This window comes from Microbacterium sp. HA-8 (assembly GCF_046111165.1).
Taxonomy (GTDB): domain Bacteria; phylum Actinomycetota; class Actinomycetes; order Actinomycetales; family Microbacteriaceae; genus Microbacterium.
The window spans coordinates 2,966,482-2,984,092 of sequence record NZ_CP162025.1 but is presented as its reverse complement, the minus strand read 5'-3'; the positions used below and the strand labels follow the sequence as shown (position 1 = coordinate 2,984,092).

Below are 17,611 nucleotides of genomic sequence, written 5' to 3'. Positions count from 1 at the left end.
TGAGTGATGCTTGCCTCACGTGAAATGTCCGCGTAGCTCAGGCGGCGGGGCGGGTGCCCTGGGTGCGGGCGGCGGCGAGTTCGATGAGTTGTTGCTGGATCTGGTTGATCCGTCGGGTGATCCGTGCCGGGTTCAGCTTCGCATGCTCGCGCTCCAGTCGGGCGCGGGTCTTCTCGTCGAGCACACCGGCGTCGAGCAACCGCTGGTAGGGGGTACGTGGCTTGTCGTAGACGCGCTTCTTCCGGCCGGCTGCGGTGTGGGTCCAGTCGATCGCTTTCACGCAGGGCAGCAGATGGTTCTTGCGGGCCATCACGAAATCCCAGAGCTCGTTGAGCAGGGTCATCTCCGCCTCGGTCTCGTAGCGGTAGCGGAACGCGTGTTTGCGGACCCAGTCGCCGTTGCGTTGCTCGACGTGCGCGTTGTCGTTGTGCTTGTAGGGACGCCCCCGGGTGACGGGGATCTCCTTCTTGTCCGCCCAGGCGATCACGCCCCAGTTCATGAACTCGGATCCGTTGTCGAAGTCGAGCCCGGCGACCGGGACGGGCGCGTTCTTCACCATCCATTCCAGGGCGCCGTGCACGTGCACGTAGGCGTTGTTGCGGATCGTGCGCAGCATCGTCCACCCCGCGACCGGGTCGGTGCCGGTCAGGGTGCGCAGGAACTCGCCTTTGAGGGAGTGGCCGCAGTGCGCGACGGTGTCCAGCTCCAGGAACCCCGGGACGGTCAGCGGGGCGTCCATGCTGGTGCGCGTCGGGATCGAAGAGCGCAGGATGTGGGACGGCTTCGTGCCCGAGACCGCGACCGGGTAGGCGGCGTCCTTGTGCGGTTTCAGGTACCGGTCGATCGTCGCGGCGCTCATCGATCGCAACTCGTCCAGCACCTCCGGTGTGACCCGCTGCTCGACCTTGCCGAGCTCACGGAAGCGGACGAGGCGTTCGAGGGTGTCGTCCATGATCGCCGCGAAGTACTTTCCCGACGGCTGCCCGGACAGCCGCCAGACTTCTTGCAGCACCACGAGCGCATCGTAGGAGTACTTCCGCTCACGCGGCTTACGCTGCTGATCGCGCGCGGCACCTTTGCGTGCGTTCGCGGCACGGATCGCGCGGCGCGCGTGATCACGCGTCCAGCCTGTCGCGTGCACAAGCTCGTCCAGCAGCCGGCCCTTCTCTTCCTTGCCTGCTTTCGCATACTCGCGGGCGAACTTCTTCGTGATCTCACGGCGCGCCGCCATCGACAACTCCCTGCTCATCACCCCAGGGAACTACGCGGACATTCCTACGTGAGGCACGCGCAGCCCTTCCCGGACCTTTTAGCTGAGTCTCGTCGTGGGAGATCTCTGACCCGAGCGCGGGTTAGACTGGGGGCAGCTCTCCGCGTGACGGCATCCAGGCCAACTCCCCCAGGACGGAAACGTAGCAAGGGTAACCAGGCTCTGCCGGGTGCGCGGAGAGTCTTTCTTTTTCCGCCGGGGCGGATCCATGTCGGTGCGCACGCAGCAGTGCCGCGCGGCATCCCGCAACCTAGGCTGGTCGCGTGGCGCAGAGCATCTTCATCACGTCCGCCGAGGGGCACTCGGGCAAGTCCTCCATCGCGCTCGGGGTTCTCGACACCCTCAGCCACGCGATGCCCCGGGTGGGCGTCTTCCGGGCGATCGCCCGTTCGACCCTCGAGCGGGACTACGTCCTCGAGATGCTGCTCGATCATGACGGTGTCGACCTCGACTACGACGAGTGCCTCGGCGTCACCTACGACGACGTGCGCGCCGATCCGGATGCTGCGCTGTCGATGATCGTCGAGCGCTACAAGGCCGTCGAGGCGCAGTGCGATGCGGTCGTGATCCTCGGCAGCGACTACACCGACGTCGGGAGCCCCGCAGAGCTGGCGTACAACGCGCGGATCGCGGCGAACCTCGGGGCGCCTGTGCTGCTCGTGCTCGGTGGGCGCGCCGGGCAGGGCCAGACCGAGCAGCTCGGCTCCTCCATCGCCCGCACTCCGGATCAGATGGGCCAGATCGCCGACCTCGCCCTCGTGGAGCTCGCCCACGGACGTGCGGAGCTCTTCGCGGTCGTGGCGAACAGGGCCGACGCCGCCACACTGGAGGGCACCGTCGAGGCCCTGCGCCGATCGCTGACGGTGCACGGGCGGGGCTCGGTGCCGGTGTGGGCGATCCCCGAGGACCTCTTCCTCGTCGCACCCTCCATCCGCGGCATCATGCGCTCCGTCGAGGGGCATCTGCTCTCGGGTGACCCCGATCTGCTGACCCGCGAGGCGCTGGGGGTGGTCGTCGCCGGGATGTCGATGGTCAACGTGCTGCCCCGGCTGTTCGAGGGCGCCGTCGTCGTGATCCCCGCCGACCGGTCCGAGGTGCTGCTGGCGGCTCTGCTGGCGAACGCGTCGGGCACATTCCCCTCGATCTCGGGCATCGTGCTCAACGGCGGCTTCGAGCTGCCGGAGGCCATCACGCGTCTCATCGACGGGCTCGGGTCCACCCTGCCGATCATCACGACCGATCTCGGCACCTACGACACCGCCGTGCGCATCATGAACACGCGCGGACGCCTCGCGGCCGACTCGCAGCGCCGCTACGACACCGCCCTCGCACTGTTCGAGAAGCACGTCGACACGCGCGAGCTGCTCGCCGCATTCGGTGTCGCCCGGGCGACGGTGGTCACTCCGCTCATGTTCGAGTATCAGCTCATCGAGCGCGCGCGATCCGAGCGCAAGCGGATCGTGCTGCCCGAGGGCGATGATGACCGAGTCCTGCGGGCCGCAGCGCGGGTGCTCGCGCGCGGCATCGCCGACCTGACGATCCTCGGCGAGGAGATCGAGGTGCGAAATCGCGCGATCGAGCTGGGCATCGACATCCGCGACGCGCAGGTGCTGAGTCCGTTCGACGCCGTCACCGTGCACCGCTTCGCGGAGGAGTATGCGCGGCTGCGCGCCCACAAGGGCGTCACACACGGGCAGGCGGCCGACACCGTGACCGATGTGTCGTACTTCGGCACGATGATGGTGCATCTGGGCCTTGCCGACGGCATGGTCTCGGGCGCGGCGCACACGACGGCGCACACGATCCGCCCCGCGTTCGAGATCATCAAGACGGCGCCCGGCGTCTCGGTCGTCTCCTCGGTCTTCCTGATGGCGCTCGCCGACCGCGTGCTGGTCTACGGCGACTGCGCCGTGATCCCCGATCCCACGAGCGAGCAGCTCGCGGACATCGCGATCTCGTCGGCGGCGACGGCGACGCAGTTCGGCATCGAGCCGCGGGTGGCGATGCTTTCGTACTCGACCGGGGAATCCGGGTCGGGAGCCGACGTCGAGAAGGTGCGCGCGGCGACCGCTCTCGTGCGCGAGCGCGCTCCCGAGCTGCTCGTCGAGGGGCCGATCCAATACGACGCCGCGGCCGACGTCGCCGTTGCGGCCGCGAAGATGCCGGGCTCTCAGGTTGCCGGACGCGCGACGGTCTTCGTCTTTCCCGACCTGAACACGGGGAACAACACCTACAAGGCGGTGCAGCGCTCGGCGGGCGCGGTGGCCATCGGGCCCGTGCTGCAGGGTCTGAACAAGCCGATCAACGATCTCTCTCGCGGCGCGCTCGTCGAAGACATCGTGAACACCATCGCGATCACCGCGATCCAGGCCCAGGGGGAGTGAGCATGAGTGCCATCCTCGTCGTCAACAGCGGCTCATCCTCGTTCAAGTACCAGCTGATCGACGCCGACACCGAGGCCGTGCTCGCCTCGGGTCTCGTCGAGCGCATCGGCGAGTCCGTAGGACATGCCGCGCACACGGTGACGGTGGCGGGAATGCGGACGGATGCGTCGGCCGCCCCGGAACCGACGGTGCTCGACGCGACATTCGAGCGCGACCTGCCGATCCCAGACCACGCGGCGGGGTTCGCGGTCATGCTCGAGGCGTTCGCGCAGGACGGCCCCTCGCTGGCGCAGAGCCCGCCGATCGCGGTCGGGCACCGCGTGGTCCACGGCGGCGCGCGCTTCTTCGAGCCCACGTTGATCACGCCTCTCGTCGAGATCAACATCGACGAGCTCTCGGTGCTCGCCCCGCTGCACAACCCCGCCAATCTGCAGGGGATCCGTGCGGCGAAGGCGGCGTTCCCCGACATCCCGCACGTCGCGGTGTTCGACACCGCCTTCCACCAGAGCCTCGCCCCGGCCGCCTACACGTACGCGATCGACCGCGAGCTCGCGAGCGCGCACCGCGTGCGCCGGTACGGGTTCCACGGCACCTCCCACAAGTTCGTCAGCGAGGCGGCCGCCGCCTTCCTCGAGCGACCTGTCGATGCGCTCCGTCAGATCGTGTTCCACCTCGGCAACGGCGCCTCGGTCACGGCGATCGAGGGTGGACGCTCGGTCGAGACCTCGATGGGCCTGACCCCGCTCGAGGGCCTCGTCATGGGCACGCGCTCGGGCGACCTCGATCCGGCGGTGCTGATCCACCTCGCCCGCCGCGCAGACCTGTCGGTCTCCGACCTCGACACCATGCTGAACAAGCGCAGCGGGCTGCTGGGCCTCTCGGGCCGGGGCGACATGCGCGACGTCGTCGCGGGCGTCGAGGCGGGGGACCCCGATGCCACGCTCGCCTTCGAGGTCTACATCCACCGCCTCCGCGCCTACGCCGGGGCCTACATCGCCCAGCTCGGCGGTGTCGATGTCATCTCCTTCACGGCGGGCGTCGGCGAGAACGCACCGCTCGTGCGCGAGCAGGCGATGGCCACGCTGGCCTTCGCGGGGGTCGAGATCGACCCGGTGAGAAACGCCGTCCGCAGCAGGGAGCCACGGCGGATCTCGACAGATTCCTCCGCCGTCGCGGTGCTCGTCGTGCCCACCAATGAGGAGCTCGAGATCGCTCGCCAGACCCTCGCCGCGACACGCGACTGAGCTCTCCGATCCTGCCGGTACCGGCGTCGCGCTCCGCGGGGCTACGCTGGCACCACGGCACGATGGGGAGCCGCTGATTCGACCCGCGGTGCGCCGCCCGCCTGGAGGTTCTGTGACCGCCGACGCCCTGCCCGACCTCTCCACCTTCGACGCTGTGCTCTTCGACCTCGACGGGGTGCTCACCCCGACCGCCGAGGTGCACGAGTACGCCTGGAAGACGATGTTCGACCAGCTGTTCGCCGACTGGGACATCACTCCCGCCTACACCGAGCGCGACTACTTCGAGTACCTCGACGGCAAGAAGCGCTACGACGGCGTGGCCAGCCTCCTGCGCAGCCGCGACATCGAGATCGAGTGGGGGGCGCCGTCGGATCCGACGTCGGCCGACACCGTCTGCGGCATCGGCAATCGCAAGAACGAGGTGTTCGCGCGCGTGCTGCGCAGCGAGGGCATCGCGGCCTTTCCCGGGTCGTTGCGACTGCTCGACGTGCTCGCCGCCGCCGGCACGCCGATCGCGGTCGTCTCGAGCTCGAAGAACGCCGAAGAGGTGCTCGCCGCCGCGGGCATCCGCGACCGGTTCCCCGTCGTGATGGACGGCGTCATCGCCGAACGCGACCACCTCGCCTCCAAGCCCGCGCCCGATGTCTTCGTCGAAGCGGCGCGGATGCTGGGAGTCGATCCCGCCCGCTGCGCGGCGGTCGAAGACGCCGTCTCCGGAGTCGCCTCCGCCGCCGCCGGCGGCTTCGCACTCGTCGTCGGCGTCGATCGCGGCGCCGGCGCCGAGGCGCTGACCGCCGCCGGCGCGCACATCGTCGTCTCCGATCTCGACGAGTTCGTGCGCTGACCGGCCGCGACGACAGCATCCTCTCGCCCTTCTGATCCCCCCGCACAAGGAGCATCCGCCGTAATGATCGATCGCGACCGCTTCCCCGTCGACCCCTGGCGACTTGTCGAGACGGCCTACTCCGAGGAGGACACGGGCGTCACCGAGACCCTCTTCGCGGTGGGCAACGGCTACCTGGGCCTGCGCGGAAACCATCCCGAAGGCCGCCGCGCCCACGAGCACGGCACGTTCATCAATGGCCTGCACGAGACGTGGCCCATCCGGCACGCGGAGCAGGCCTACGGCTTCGCCGAGGTCGGCCAGACCATCGTCAACGCCCCCGACGCCAAGGTGATGCGCGTCTACATCGACGACGAGCCGCTCTCGCTCGACATCGCGGACGTGCGCGCGTACCGGCGCGAGCTCGACATGAAGGAAGGGGTGCTGCGCCGCAACGTGCTGTGGTGCACACCGGCGGGCAAGCAGGTCCAGATCGACTTCGACCGCCTGGTGTCGTTCGAGGAGAAGCACCTCGCGGTCATGCGGGTCACGGTCACGGTGCTCAACGCCGACGCGGCCGTGACCGTCTCGTGCCAGCTGATCAACCGCCAGGACGGCGAGGACGTCTACGGCGGCACACCGAAAGCGCCGAAGAAAGCCGGGTTCGACCCGCGCAAGGCCGAGCGCATCGCCGAGCGCGTGCTGCTGCCGCAGGAGTACTGGCAGGACGGCAACCGATCGACCCTGAGCTACCGGGTCAACGCCTCGGGCATGACGGTGGCGGTGGCGGCCGACCATTTCATCGACACCGAGAACGAGTTCGAGGCGCGCACGCTGATCGAGCCCGACATCGCCAAGAACGTCTTCCGCGTCAGCGCCAAGGCCGGTGTGCCGACGACGGTGACGAAGATCGTCACCTACCACTCCTCCCGCGGTGTGCCCGCGCGGGAGCTGGTCGACCGGTGCCGCCGTTCGCTGGATCGCGCCGCGGGCGAGGGGATCGAGCACATCTACGAGCGCCAGCGGCACTGGATGGCGGCGTTCTGGGAGCGCTCCGACGTGCGCATCGGAGGCCACGAGGACCTGCAGCAGGCGACACGCTGGTGTCTGTTCCAGCTCGCGCAGGCCGCGGGCCGCGCCGACGGTCAGGGTGTGCCGGCCAAGGGCGTCTCCGGGTCGGGCTACAGCGGCCACTATTTCTGGGACACCGAGATCTACGTCCTGCCCTTCCTGACCTACACCTCGCCGCTGTGGGCCCGCAACGCCCTGCGCATGCGCACGCTGATGCTCCCCGCCGCGCGCAAGCGCGCGTTCCAGCTCAACGAGGCGGGCGCACTGTTCCCCTGGCGCACGATCAACGGCGAAGAGGCCTCGGCCTACTACGCCGCCGGCACCGCGCAGTACCACATCAACGCCGACGTCACGTACGCGCTCGCGAAGTACGTGCGCGCGACGGATGACGTCGAGTTCCTCTACCGCGACGGGGTGGACATCGCGGTCGAGACCGCGAGGCTGTGGGTCACGCTCGGCTTCTGGCGCGAGGGCGGCGACGAGCCCACCTTCCACATCCACGGCGTCACGGGGCCCGACGAGTACACCACGGTGGTCAACGACAACCTGTTCACCAACGTGATGGCGCGCTTCAATCTGCGCTTCGCCGCCCGCACCGTCCGCGAGATGGAGCAGGACGACCCCGAGGCGTACCGGCTCATGGCCGACCGGCTGCGGCTGGATCCGAGCGAGGCCGAAGGCTGGGATCTGGCGGCCGAGGCGATGCACATCCCCTTCAGCGAGGCCCTCGGCATCCACCCGCAGGACTCGCTCTTCCTCGAACGCGAGGTGTGGGACCTCGAGCACACGCCGGCCGACAAGCGGCCGCTGCTGCTGCACTTCCACCCCCTCGTGATCTACCGGTTCCAGGTGCTCAAGCAGGCCGACGTCGTGCTCGCGCTCTTCCTGCAGGGCAATCACTTCACGGCCGAGGAGAAGCTCGCCGACTTCCAGTACTACGACCCGCTCACGACGGGCGACTCGACGCTGTCGGCGGTCGTGCAGTCGATCCTCGCGGCCGAGGTGGGGTATCAGGACCTCGCGCTGGAGTACTTCCTCGAGTCGATCTTCGTCGACCTCGGCGACCTGCATCACAACGCCGCCGACGGTGTGCACGTCGCGTCCGCAGGCGGCGTGTGGACCGCTCTCGTCTGCGGATTCGGCGGCATGCGCGACCACTACGGCGACCTCTCGTTCGACCCGCGCCTGCCCGCCTCGTGGCCGGAGCTGTCGTTCACGCTGCGCTGGCAGAGCACCCCGCTGCACGTCACGATCACCCGAGACGCGCTCCGGGCGAGCGTCGACGAGGGTGGGGATGCTGTCGCCTTCCGCGTGCGCGGGCAGTCGTACACCGCGACGCCCGGCGCGGAGGTCGTCGTCCCGCTGGCCGACCAGGGTCCGGTGCGACGCGGCAAGCCCTCCCTCGAGCAGTTCGAGGACGTCCGTCGCGAGGACGGCACCCTGCTCTCGGCATCCGTCCCCACGGTGACGACCACGATCCCCGTCATCACGGGATCGGTCGCTGTGGTCTCGGGATCACTGCCGGCATCCCCGGACGACGGCTTCGGGGCGGACACCTGATCACGCCGGAACGGATGTCGGACCCACGCCGTAGGCTGGGGGCGTGACCGCCGCCCTCTACCGCCGCTACCGTCCCGAGACGTTCGCGCAGATGATCGGGCAGTCGCAGGTCACCGATCCGCTGATGACCGCGCTGCGCAACGATCGGGTGGGTCACGCGTACCTCTTCTCGGGGCCGCGCGGTTGCGGCAAGACGACGTCGGCGCGCATCCTCGCCCGCTGTCTCAACTGCGCCGAGGGTCCCACCGACACCCCGTGCGGCACCTGCGCCAGCTGCGTCGAGCTCTCTCGCGCGGGCGGGGGCTCGCTCGATGTCGTCGAGATCGATGCGGCCTCGCACAACGGCGTCGACGACGCGCGCGACCTGCGCGAGCGGGCGATCTTCGCCCCGGCCCGTGACCGGTACAAGATCTTCATCCTCGACGAGGCGCACATGGTCACGCAGCAGGGCTTCAACGCGCTGCTCAAGCTCGTCGAAGAGCCGCCCGACCACGTCAAGTTCATCTTCGCCACGACCGAGCCCGAGAAGGTGCTCGGCACCATCCGCTCCCGCACGCACCATTACCCCTTCCGGCTGGTGCCACCCGGGCCCATGCTCGAGTACGTGCAGCAGCTGTGCACCGAAGAGGGCGTTTCGGTCGAGCCGGGCGTGCTGCCCCTCGTCGTGCGCGCCGGCGGCGGATCCCCCCGTGACACCCTCTCGCTGCTCGATCAGCTGATCGCCGGCTCCGATACCGCGGCCGATTCGCCGACGGTGCTGGTGCGGTACGAGCGTGCCGTCTCGCTCCTCGGCTATACGCACACCGAGCTGCTCGACGAGGTCGTCGACGCACTCTCCGGTGCCGACGCGGCGGCGGCGTTCCAGGCTGTCGACCGCGTGGTGCAGACCGGGCAAGATCCGCGCCGTTTCGTCGACGACCTGCTCGAGCGGCTGCGCGACCTGATCGTCGTCGAGGCCACAGGGCAGGGCGCCGCGGCGGTGCTGCGCGGCATCGGCGCCGACGAACTCGCGCGCATGTCGCGGCAGGCGTCGATCTTCGGAGCCGACCGCCTCTCGCGCGTCGCCGACCTCGTCAGCCGCACGCTCGACGACATGACCGGGGCGACATCCCCGCGCCTGCAGCTCGAGCTCATGATCGCGCGCGTGCTCGCGGCGGCTCCCGCCGGCGCACAGGCCGCGGCCGAGCGCATCGGCCCGTCCGACGAGGCCCCTGCTCCGGCTGCGGCGCCTCGTGCCGCGGGGGTCACGCCCGCTCCCGCGGCACCGGCGGCCGCTCCGCCCGTGGCTGCTCCGCCTGAGGCTGCTCCGCCTGTGGCTGCTCCGCCTGTGGTGGCGACGCCGCAGCCGACTCCGAACGTGCGAGAGGCGGCCGCTCCGGCCGTGCCGCCCGCGACCGATGCACCCGCCGCGCCTGCGGCCGCGCCGCCGCCGCCGCCGGCGGCCTCGCCCGCCCGCGCCGCCCGTCCTGTCCCCGAGGGGCCCCTCACCCTCGCCCATGTTCGCGACGCATGGCCCGAGGTCCTCTCGAATCTCGAAGGCCTGAGCCGCTCCTCGTGGTTGGTGGCGAGCAATGCGCGCGTGCAGGCCTACACCGGCGATGTCCTCACGCTCACCTTCCAGAGCCAGAGCGATGTCGCCAAGTTCAAGCAGCGCACGGCGGGCGCCGGGGCCAGTGAAGACCTGCGCACCGCCATCGACCGTGTCCTCGCGGTGCGCGTCAAATTCATTGCGCGTCTGGACGCCGACGGCCAGGCGCCGCCGCCCCCGCCGGTCGACGAACCCGAGCCCGAGCCCGGACCGCCCGAGAGCAGCGCGTGGGCGAGCCCGCCCTCTTCGGACGGCGGCGTCGCGCGCACCGCGACGCCCGCTCGCGGGCCGGCCGCGGGTCATGCCCCGGCACCCGCGGCACGGGCGGCAGGTGCCATCGAGCCCGCCCCGGTGACGGAGTGGGCCGTCGCCCCTATTCCGACCTCTCCCGCCGATGAGGCGCCCGCGTCGCCTGCGGGTTCGTCGGCGTACGCCTCGTCCGCGCCCAGAGGTATGGTCATCGCGCCTGTGCGCTCCGTGCCCGCGCAGTTCGCCGTCGACGTCGAGCCCGAAGAGGCCGCAGCATCCCCCCTCGCGCCCGAGGCCACCGCCCCGCACGAGGGCGACGTGATCGCCGACTCCGCACCGCCGGTCGATACCGGCGACGAGGCAGACGAGACCGACATCGACGTGCGAGGTCCGGCGGCCCCGGTGCGCGTGCCCCCTGCCCGCTTCGCACCCTCGCCCGTCGGCGTCGAGCGCTATGGCGAGGCCGTCGTGCGACAGGTTCTCGGTGCGCGCTTCGTGCGCGAGGAGCGATTCGAGCCCCCGACGAGGTTCACCTGATGTACGACGGCATCGTCCAAGACCTGATCGACGAATTCGGGCGTCTGCCCGGCATCGGTCCCAAGTCTGCGCAGCGCATCACCTTCCATATCCTGCAGACACCGTCCTTCGACGTGGCACGTCTCGCGACCCTGCTCGCCGAGGTACGCGAGAAGGTGCGGTTCTGCGAGATCTGCGGCAACGTCGCCGAGCAGGAGCGGTGCAGCATCTGCCGCGATCCGCGTCGGCATCCCGAGGTCATCTGCGTCGTCGAGGACGCGAAGGACGTCGCGGCCATCGAGCGCACCCGCGAGTTCCGCGGCCTGTACCACGTGCTGGGCGGCGCGATCAGCCCGATCGACGGCGTGGGCCCCGACGATCTGCGCGTGACCGAACTCATGACGCGTCTCGCCGACGGCACGGTGCACGAGGTCATCCTCGCCACCAACCCCAACCTCGAGGGGGAGGCGACCGCCACCTACCTCAGCCGGCTGCTGCTCGCGCTCGAGGTCCGCGTCTCGCGGCTCGCATCGGGCCTCCCCGTCGGCGGCGACCTCGAGTATGCCGATGAGGTCACCCTGGGGCGCGCGTTCGAGGGTCGCCGCACTCTGTAGCGGCGGCGCGAGGACGCGCCTTTTGCGCCCTTGCGCACCTGCGCCCCCCTGTGCCCTGTGGGCAGGGCAGAGCGCTGCGCCGCACGTGTCCGACGCAGGAGATGCGCCGAGAACAGGAGATTTCGGCTCGGTTGCTCCTGTTTCCGCCACATCTCCTGTTCTCGCACCTGGCGGACAGCCCCGCCCGCAGCGGTCAGCGCAGCACCTCGACCAGAACGACCCACGCCACGATGATCGCGGCCACGATCGCGATGAGCGCCCCCGCGGCGGTGACGGCGAGAGCCCCCGGAGCGCCGCCGATCGCCATCGACCCGCCGACGAGGTAGGCGAGGATCGGCAGGAACCCCAGGAGCGACTTGGCCAGCCGCGCGCGGGCCGCGGGCTCGGGATCGGTGAAGATCGCCACGCTCGCGTTCACCTGGAACACCCCCGCGAACAGGGCCGCAGCGATCAACACCACGCCGTAGGCCGCCGGGTGGATGCCGGGCACCAATGCCGTGCCCGACGCGACGATCGCGAGCACGAGCGCGGCGATGCCCGCGGCAAGTCGCGCCGTCAGCGCGCGGGAGGCGATGATCTCGCGGATGTTGACGCTCATCGCCACGATCACGAGGCCGGCGAGGGCGGCCGTCGCGCCGAGCATCGCCACATTGAATTCCGACCACAGCGCCAGATCGTCCGTCATGCCCGAACTGTAGCGCCTGGTCTCGCCGCGTCGCGGGCTCCGCGTCCGTCGCGAGCTCAGCGCCGCACGCGGGCGCGGGAGCGGATCACCCCGCCGAGGGTCGCGCGCACCGGCTGTCCGAGATAGATGCCGAGCGAGGCGCCGACGGCGAGACTCACGCCGATGACGGCCGCGCTTGCGAGGGTGCCGAAGCCCGGGCCGAGCAGGTCGGGCGACTCGCTCGCGTCGACGATCGTGAGAAGCCCGCGGAACACCGCGGCTCCCGGCACCATCGGCAGGATGGCCGCCGTCGTGATCGCGACGGACGGCACGTGCAGGCGGTGCGCGGCGACGATGCCGAGGAAGCTGCCGGCGAAGGCCCCGATGCCGCTCGCGGCGGCCGCATCGAGTCCCGTCGCCGAGGCGGCGAGAAAGCCGAGCCAGGCGACGAGGCTCAGCACAGCGCTGGTTGCGACGATGCGAAGCCCCGCACCGTTGTAGAGCGCGACGGCGATCGCGATGAGCACCGCCCCGGTCAGCTGCAGGGGCACGGCCCCCAACGGCAGCGCCTCGCTCGGGGCGGCCATGCCGATCCCCGCGACGAGGGCCACCTGCAGGGCCGCGAGGATGCCGAGCACGACACCCAGGGTCTGCATGGTCAGCTCGAGGATGCGGCCGAGGGCGGTGAGGGCGAATCCGTCGATCGCGTCCTGCGCGGCGCCGACCACCGTGAGGCCGGCGAGCATCAGCACGATGCCCGACGCGACGATGACCGAGGGGCGGACAGCATCCGCCGCCACCAGTCCGGTGAGAGCGAGCAGCGGCGCCGCGGCGGCGACCATGGTCAGTACGAAGGCGCCCGCGATCTGGCTGAAGAAGAAGGGCACCCGCGCGCGGGCGAGGGCGAACTGGGTGAGGGCTGCCAGAGCCGCCGCGACGCCGGCGATCGCGACGACGGCGGGCGTCGCGCCGAACATGACGGCGACACCCACGGCCAGCAGCGCCTGCGCCGCGATGACGGCGACCGGCGGATAGCGGAACGCCGCGCGCCGGATCGCCCGGTAGCGTTCGCGGGCCGTGTCGATGTCCAGTCCCTGCCGGATGTCGACCACGAGCGCCTGCAGGTGGCGCAGCTTGTCGTGGTCGGGAGCGCTCTGACGCACGACTCGCATGAGCGTGATGGGCCGCGTCGCCCCGCTGCGGTGGTGAGCCGCCGTGATCGAGTTGTACGTCACGTCGATGTGCACGGGGGACAGGCCGTACGCACCGGCCACGCGCACGATCGTGAGGGTGACTTCGCTCGCCGGGGCACCGGTTGTCAGCATCGTCTCGCCGATGCGGACCGCGAGGTCGATGATGCGCACCGCCATCGCGTCGTCGATGACCGGCAGTGCTTCGGTGAGGGCGGCGGAGGGATCCTCGGTGCGGACGAGGTGGCGGAGCGGGGACAGCAGGGTGCGGCTGCGGCGAGGCGACATGAGGGCAGTTCTCTGGAGCGGGGTGGGGCCGAACAACCCTACGTCGCGCACCTGACCGAACACATGGACGGGCGGGCATGCGCGCATCCGTAGAATGGCACGGGCGGCACACGCACCGATCGGCCGCCCACAACCGGGAGAATCCATCGTGGCGTTGGTCGTGCAGAAATACGGCGGCTCATCGGTCGCCGACGCCGAGAGCATCAAGCGTGTCGCCAAGCGCATCGTCGATTCGCGCCGTGCGGGCAACGACGTCGTCGTCGCCGTCAGCGCGATGGGCGACACGACCGACGAGCTGCTCGATCTGGCGAACCAGGTCGCGCCGATCCCCGCCCCGCGCGAGCTCGACATGCTGCTCTCCAGCGGCGAGCGCATCTCGATGGCGCTCTTGGCCATGGCAATCCACTCCATGGGCTTCGAGGCGCGCTCTTTCACCGGCAGCCAGGCCGGAATGATCACGGATGCCACGCACGGCGCCGCCCGCATCGTCGATGTCACCCCGATCCGGCTGCGCGAGGCGCTCGATGAGGGCGCGATCGTCATCGTCGCCGGCTTCCAGGGCTTCAACCGCGACACCCGAGACATCACGACGCTGGGGCGCGGGGGATCCGACACGACCGCCGTCGCGCTCGCCGCCGCGCTCGAGGCCGATGTGTGCGAGATCTACAGCGACGTCGACGGCATCTTCACCGCAGATCCGCGCATCGTGCCCAAGGCGCGCAAGCTCGACGTCGTCTCGAGCGAGGAGATGCTCGAGCTCGCCGCCAACGGGGCGAAGGTGCTCTACATCCGCGCGGTCGAGTACGCCCGACGCCACGGCGTGCTCATCCACGCGCGGTCGACCTTCAGCTCGAGCGAGGGCACGCTCGTGCTCGACGAGACGCGCCGCGCGGCGCACGGAAAGCAGGGAGAGGGCATGGAAGAGCCGATCGTCGCGGGTGTCGCGACCGACCTCGGGCAGGCCAAGGTCACCGTCATCGGCGTGCCCGATGTGCCCGGCAAGGCCGCCGAGATCTTCAAGATCGTCGCGCGCTCCGGTGCGAACGTCGACATGATCGTGCAGAACGTCTCCGCCGCGGCCACGGGACGCACCGACATCTCGTTCACGCTCCCCAAGGGCGACGCGGCCACGGCCCTCAAGGCGCTCGCCGCCGAGCAGGCATCGGTGGGCTTCGAGAGCCTCGTGCACGACGACCAGATCGGCAAGCTCTCGGTGGTCGGCGCCGGCATGCGCACCCACTCGGGTGTGTCGGCGACGCTGTTCGAGGCGCTCAGCATCGCGGGTGTCAACATCGAGATGATCTCGACGTCCGAGATCCGCATCTCCGTCGTCGTCCGAGCCGACGATCTCGCCGAGGCCGCGCGCGTCGTCCACACCGCCTACGGGCTCGACGGCGACACCGACGCCACCGTGCACGCCGGCACCGGCCGCTGAGCCGCGCGGGCGCGGTCTTTCGCGCTCGGTATGATCGTCGGCATCCCCCCGAACCGAGGAAGCACCGCCATGACCCGTATCGCAGACTCCGGAATCTCCGTCGCCATCGTGGGCGCCACCGGCCAGGTGGGCACCGTGATGCGTGAGATCCTGATCGAGCGCTCCTTTCCGATCCGCGAGCTGCGTCTGTTCGCCACCGCGCGCTCGGCCGGCACGGTGGTCGACTTCGGCGGTCACGAGATCGAGATCGAGGATGTCGCGACGGCCGACCCGGCCGGCATCGACGTGGCGCTGTTCTCGGCGGGCGCGACCGGCAGCCGCGCGCACGCACCCCGCTTCGCCGAAGCCGGTGCGACGGTGATCGACAATTCCAGCGCGTGGCGCATGGATGCCGAGGTGCCCCTCGTCGTCAGCGAGGTCAACCCCCACGCCATCGAGCGGGCCGTCAAGGGCATCATCGCCAACCCCAACTGCACGACCATGGCGGCGATGCCCGTGCTCAAGCCCCTCGACGCCGAGGCGGGCCTCGAGCGCCTGATCGTCAGCACATATCAGGCCGTCAGCGGCTCGGGCCTTGCGGGCGCCAACGAGCTGCTCGGCCAGGTCGAGGGTGTGCTCGCCCAGGGCGACACGCTGCGCCTGGTGCACGATGGCTCCGCCGTCGACTTCCCCGCGCCGGAGAAGTACGTCGCCCCGATCGCCTTCGACGTCATCCCCTTCGCCGGAAACCTCGTCGACGACGGCGACAACGAGACCGACGAAGAGAAGAAGCTGCGCAACGAGAGCCGCAAGATCCTCGAGCTGCCCGATCTCCGCGTCGCGGGCACATGCGTGCGCGTGCCCGTGTTCACGGGGCACTCGCTCTCGATCCACGCCGAGTTCTCCCGTGAGATCACCCCCGACCGGGCGCGCGAGATCCTCGCGTATGCTGCCGGGGTGACCCTGCAGGAGGTTCCCACTCCGCTCGAGGCCGCGGGCAAGGACCCGAGCTTCGTCGGCCGCATCCGCGCCGACCAGTCCGCCCCCGAGGGGCGCGGCCTGGTGTTCTTCATCAGCAACGACAACCTGCGCAAGGGTGCGGCGCTGAACGCCGTGCAGATCGCCGAACTCGTCGCGGCGAAGCTCGCCGCGACCGCGGCGGCCTGAGCCCGGCCCGCCCGCTCCGCTCCCGGCGCGCGGTCGGGGCCGGTCGCGCGCCGAACTAGGATGGTCGGGTGACCGAAACCGTCGACGTCGTACTCATCGGTGGCGGCATCATGAGCGCCACCCTGGGTACCTTTCTCGCAGAGCTGCAGCCCGACTGGAAGATCACCGTCTTCGAGCGCCTTCACGATGTCGCGCTCGAAAGCTCCAATGCCTGGAACAACGCCGGCACGGGCCACGCGGCGCTGTGCGAGCTGAACTACATGCCCGCCGGCCCCGACGGGTCCGTCGATCCGGCGAAGGCGGTGGCGATCAACGAGCAGTTCCAGCAGAGCCGGCAGTTCTGGTCCTCGCTCGTCGAGCGCGGGGTGCTCGATGCCCCCTCCACTTTCATCAATGCCACGCCGCACATGACCTTCGTGCGGGGTGAGAAGGACGTCGCATACCTCAAGAAGCGCTACGAGAGCCTTCGCGAGCAGCCCCTGTTCGCCGGCATCGAGTACAGCGAGGATTCGCGGGTGATCCACCAGTGGGCGCCTCTGCTGATGAAGAAGCGGCGCAAGAGCGACGAGCCGTTCGCGGCGACGCGGGTGCCGGCCGGCACCGACGTCGACTTCGGGGCCCTCACCCGTCAGCTCTTCGACGATCTCCGCGAACGGGGAGCGGATGTGCGCACCAACCGCGAGGTGCGAAAGCTCAAGCGGCAGCCGGATGGCACATGGCTCGTGACTTACCGCGACTCCATCGGCCGCACGCCGGGACAGATCAAGGCGCGCTTCGTCTTCGTGGGGGCGGGCGGCTGGGCGCTCAAGCTCCTGCAGCGCTCGCGCATCCCCGAGATCTCGGGCTACGGAGTGTTCCCGATCGGTGGCCAGTGGCTGAAGACATCCAACCCCGCGCTCGTCGCTCAGCACCGCGCCAAGGTGTACTCCCAGGCATCCGTCGGGGCGCCGCCGATGTCGGTTCCCCACCTCGACACCCGCGTCGTGGACGGCGAGACCTCGCTGCTGTTCGGCCCGTTCGCCACCTTCAGCCCGAAGTTCCTCAAGAACGGCTCGATGCTCGACATCGTGACCCAGGTGCGCCCCGGCAACATCCTGCCGATGCTCAAGGTCGCCATCGACAACCCCTCGCTGATCACCTACCTCGTCGGTGAGCTGATGAAGTCGCACAAAGACAAGGTCGAGAGCCTGCGTGCCTTCATGCCCACCGCGCAGGACGAGGACTGGGAGCTGCTGGATGCGGGCCAACGCGCACAGGTGATGAAGAAGGACCCCAAGAAGGGCGGCGTCCTCCAGTTCGGCACCGAGGTGGTCGCCGCCGAGGACGGCTCGATCGCGGGGCTGCTCGGCGCATCGCCGGGGGCCTCGACGGCCGTGTCGATCATGCTGGGCCTGCTCCAGACCTGCTTCCCCGACCGCATCGAGCAGTGGCAGCCGCGCCTGAAGGAGCTCATCCCGAGCTACGGCACGACTCTGAATCCGGATGCCGCGGCCGCTCGGGCGTCGATGACCGAGACCGCGAAGGCACTCTCGATCAGCGCCTGAGCCGCGTCGGTGACAGAGGTCGCCT

The 17,611-nt window shown here is 70.0% G+C and carries 12 protein-coding genes and 1 other RNA gene; 10 read left to right on the top strand and 3 right to left on the bottom strand.

Annotated elements, in window-relative coordinates; all coding sequences use genetic code 11:
- Positions 1 to 37: 37 nt before the first annotated feature.
- Complete coding sequence (locus AB2L57_RS14170; RefSeq protein WP_409046856.1) at positions 38 to 1,249, bottom strand: integrase; 1,212 nt, start codon at positions 1,247 to 1,249, stop codon at positions 38 to 40.
- Between the two features lie 113 nt (positions 1,250 to 1,362).
- Here AB2L57_RS14170 and ffs point away from each other — a divergent pair.
- The 7 genes from ffs (at position 1,363) to recR (ending at position 11,319) form a co-directional block, all read left to right on the top strand.
- An RNA gene (gene ffs / locus AB2L57_RS14165) (signal recognition particle sRNA small type) lies at positions 1,363 to 1,459 on the top strand.
- A gap of 74 nt (positions 1,460 to 1,533) precedes the next feature.
- The gene (gene pta / locus AB2L57_RS14160) at positions 1,534 to 3,654 is read left to right on the top strand and encodes a phosphate acetyltransferase (protein WP_409047392.1); all 2,121 of its coding nucleotides are present in this window, start codon (positions 1,534 to 1,536) and stop codon (positions 3,652 to 3,654) included.
- Between the two features lie 2 nt (positions 3,655 to 3,656).
- Positions 3,657 to 4,898: an acetate/propionate family kinase gene (locus tag AB2L57_RS14155; protein ID WP_409047391.1), complete on the top strand. Its 1,242-nt coding sequence runs from the start codon at positions 3,657 to 3,659 to the stop codon at positions 4,896 to 4,898.
- 112 nt (positions 4,899 to 5,010) lie between these two features.
- Positions 5,011 to 5,742, top strand: a complete 732-nt coding sequence (locus AB2L57_RS14150; protein ID WP_409047390.1) for an HAD family hydrolase — start codon at positions 5,011 to 5,013, stop codon at positions 5,740 to 5,742.
- Between the two features lie 63 nt (positions 5,743 to 5,805).
- Complete coding sequence (locus tag AB2L57_RS14145) at positions 5,806 to 8,352, top strand: glycoside hydrolase family 65 protein (RefSeq protein WP_292811546.1); 2,547 nt, start codon at positions 5,806 to 5,808, stop codon at positions 8,350 to 8,352.
- A gap of 43 nt (positions 8,353 to 8,395) precedes the next feature.
- The gene (locus AB2L57_RS14140; protein ID WP_409047389.1) at positions 8,396 to 10,726 is read left to right on the top strand and encodes a DNA polymerase III subunit gamma and tau; all 2,331 of its coding nucleotides are present in this window, start codon (positions 8,396 to 8,398) and stop codon (positions 10,724 to 10,726) included.
- Positions 10,726 to 11,319 (top strand): recombination mediator RecR, encoded by a 594-nt coding sequence (gene recR / locus AB2L57_RS14135; protein WP_292811542.1) that lies wholly within the window; start codon positions 10,726 to 10,728, stop codon positions 11,317 to 11,319. The genes AB2L57_RS14140 and recR overlap by 1 nt, the downstream gene beginning before the upstream one ends.
- A gap of 193 nt (positions 11,320 to 11,512) precedes the next feature.
- On the opposite strand, the gene AB2L57_RS14130 is transcribed toward recR, so the two are convergent.
- Positions 11,513 to 12,004 (bottom strand): hypothetical protein, encoded by a 492-nt coding sequence (locus AB2L57_RS14130; protein WP_292811539.1) that lies wholly within the window; start codon positions 12,002 to 12,004, stop codon positions 11,513 to 11,515.
- Between the two features lie 56 nt (positions 12,005 to 12,060).
- Positions 12,061 to 13,461 carry a threonine/serine exporter ThrE family protein gene (locus AB2L57_RS14125; RefSeq protein ID WP_409047388.1) on the bottom strand — a complete coding sequence of 467 codons (1,401 nt, stop codon included), beginning with the start codon at positions 13,459 to 13,461 and terminating at the stop codon, positions 12,061 to 12,063.
- A gap of 148 nt (positions 13,462 to 13,609) precedes the next feature.
- Here AB2L57_RS14125 and AB2L57_RS14120 point away from each other — a divergent pair, with 148 nt between their 5' ends.
- The 3 genes from AB2L57_RS14120 (at position 13,610) to mqo (ending at position 17,586) form a co-directional block, all read left to right on the top strand.
- Complete coding sequence (locus AB2L57_RS14120; RefSeq protein WP_292811535.1) at positions 13,610 to 14,896, top strand: aspartate kinase; 1,287 nt, start codon at positions 13,610 to 13,612, stop codon at positions 14,894 to 14,896.
- Between the two features lie 69 nt (positions 14,897 to 14,965).
- Positions 14,966 to 16,042 (top strand): aspartate-semialdehyde dehydrogenase, encoded by a 1,077-nt coding sequence (locus AB2L57_RS14115; protein WP_409047387.1) that lies wholly within the window; start codon positions 14,966 to 14,968, stop codon positions 16,040 to 16,042.
- Positions 16,043 to 16,152: 110 nt separating this feature from the next.
- Positions 16,153 to 17,586 carry a malate dehydrogenase (quinone) gene (gene mqo, locus AB2L57_RS14110; RefSeq protein ID WP_409048633.1) on the top strand — a complete coding sequence of 478 codons (1,434 nt, stop codon included), beginning with the start codon at positions 16,153 to 16,155 and terminating at the stop codon, positions 17,584 to 17,586.
- The last annotated feature ends 25 nt before the right edge of the window (positions 17,587 to 17,611 follow it).

What these genes read in the sequence shown, in the direction of transcription:
- AB2L57_RS14125 (WP_409047388.1), bottom strand. Translation starts at nt 13,461, where the DNA reads ATGTCGCCTCGCCGCAGCCGCACCCTGCTGTCCCCGCTCCGCCACCTC.
- recR (WP_292811542.1), top strand. Translation starts at nt 10,726, where the DNA reads ATGTACGACGGCATCGTCCAAGACCTGATCGACGAATTCGGGCGTCTG.
- mqo (WP_409048633.1), top strand. Translation starts at nt 16,153, where the DNA reads ATGAGCGCCACCCTGGGTACCTTTCTCGCAGAGCTGCAGCCCGACTGG.
- AB2L57_RS14170 (WP_409046856.1), bottom strand. Translation starts at nt 1,249, where the DNA reads ATGAGCAGGGAGTTGTCGATGGCGGCGCGCCGTGAGATCACGAAGAAG.
- AB2L57_RS14145 (WP_292811546.1), top strand. Translation starts at nt 5,806, where the DNA reads ATGATCGATCGCGACCGCTTCCCCGTCGACCCCTGGCGACTTGTCGAG.
- AB2L57_RS14115 (WP_409047387.1), top strand. Translation starts at nt 14,966, where the DNA reads ATGACCCGTATCGCAGACTCCGGAATCTCCGTCGCCATCGTGGGCGCC.
- AB2L57_RS14130 (WP_292811539.1), bottom strand. Translation starts at nt 12,004, where the DNA reads ATGACGGACGATCTGGCGCTGTGGTCGGAATTCAATGTGGCGATGCTC.
- AB2L57_RS14155 (WP_409047391.1), top strand. Translation starts at nt 3,657, where the DNA reads ATGAGTGCCATCCTCGTCGTCAACAGCGGCTCATCCTCGTTCAAGTAC.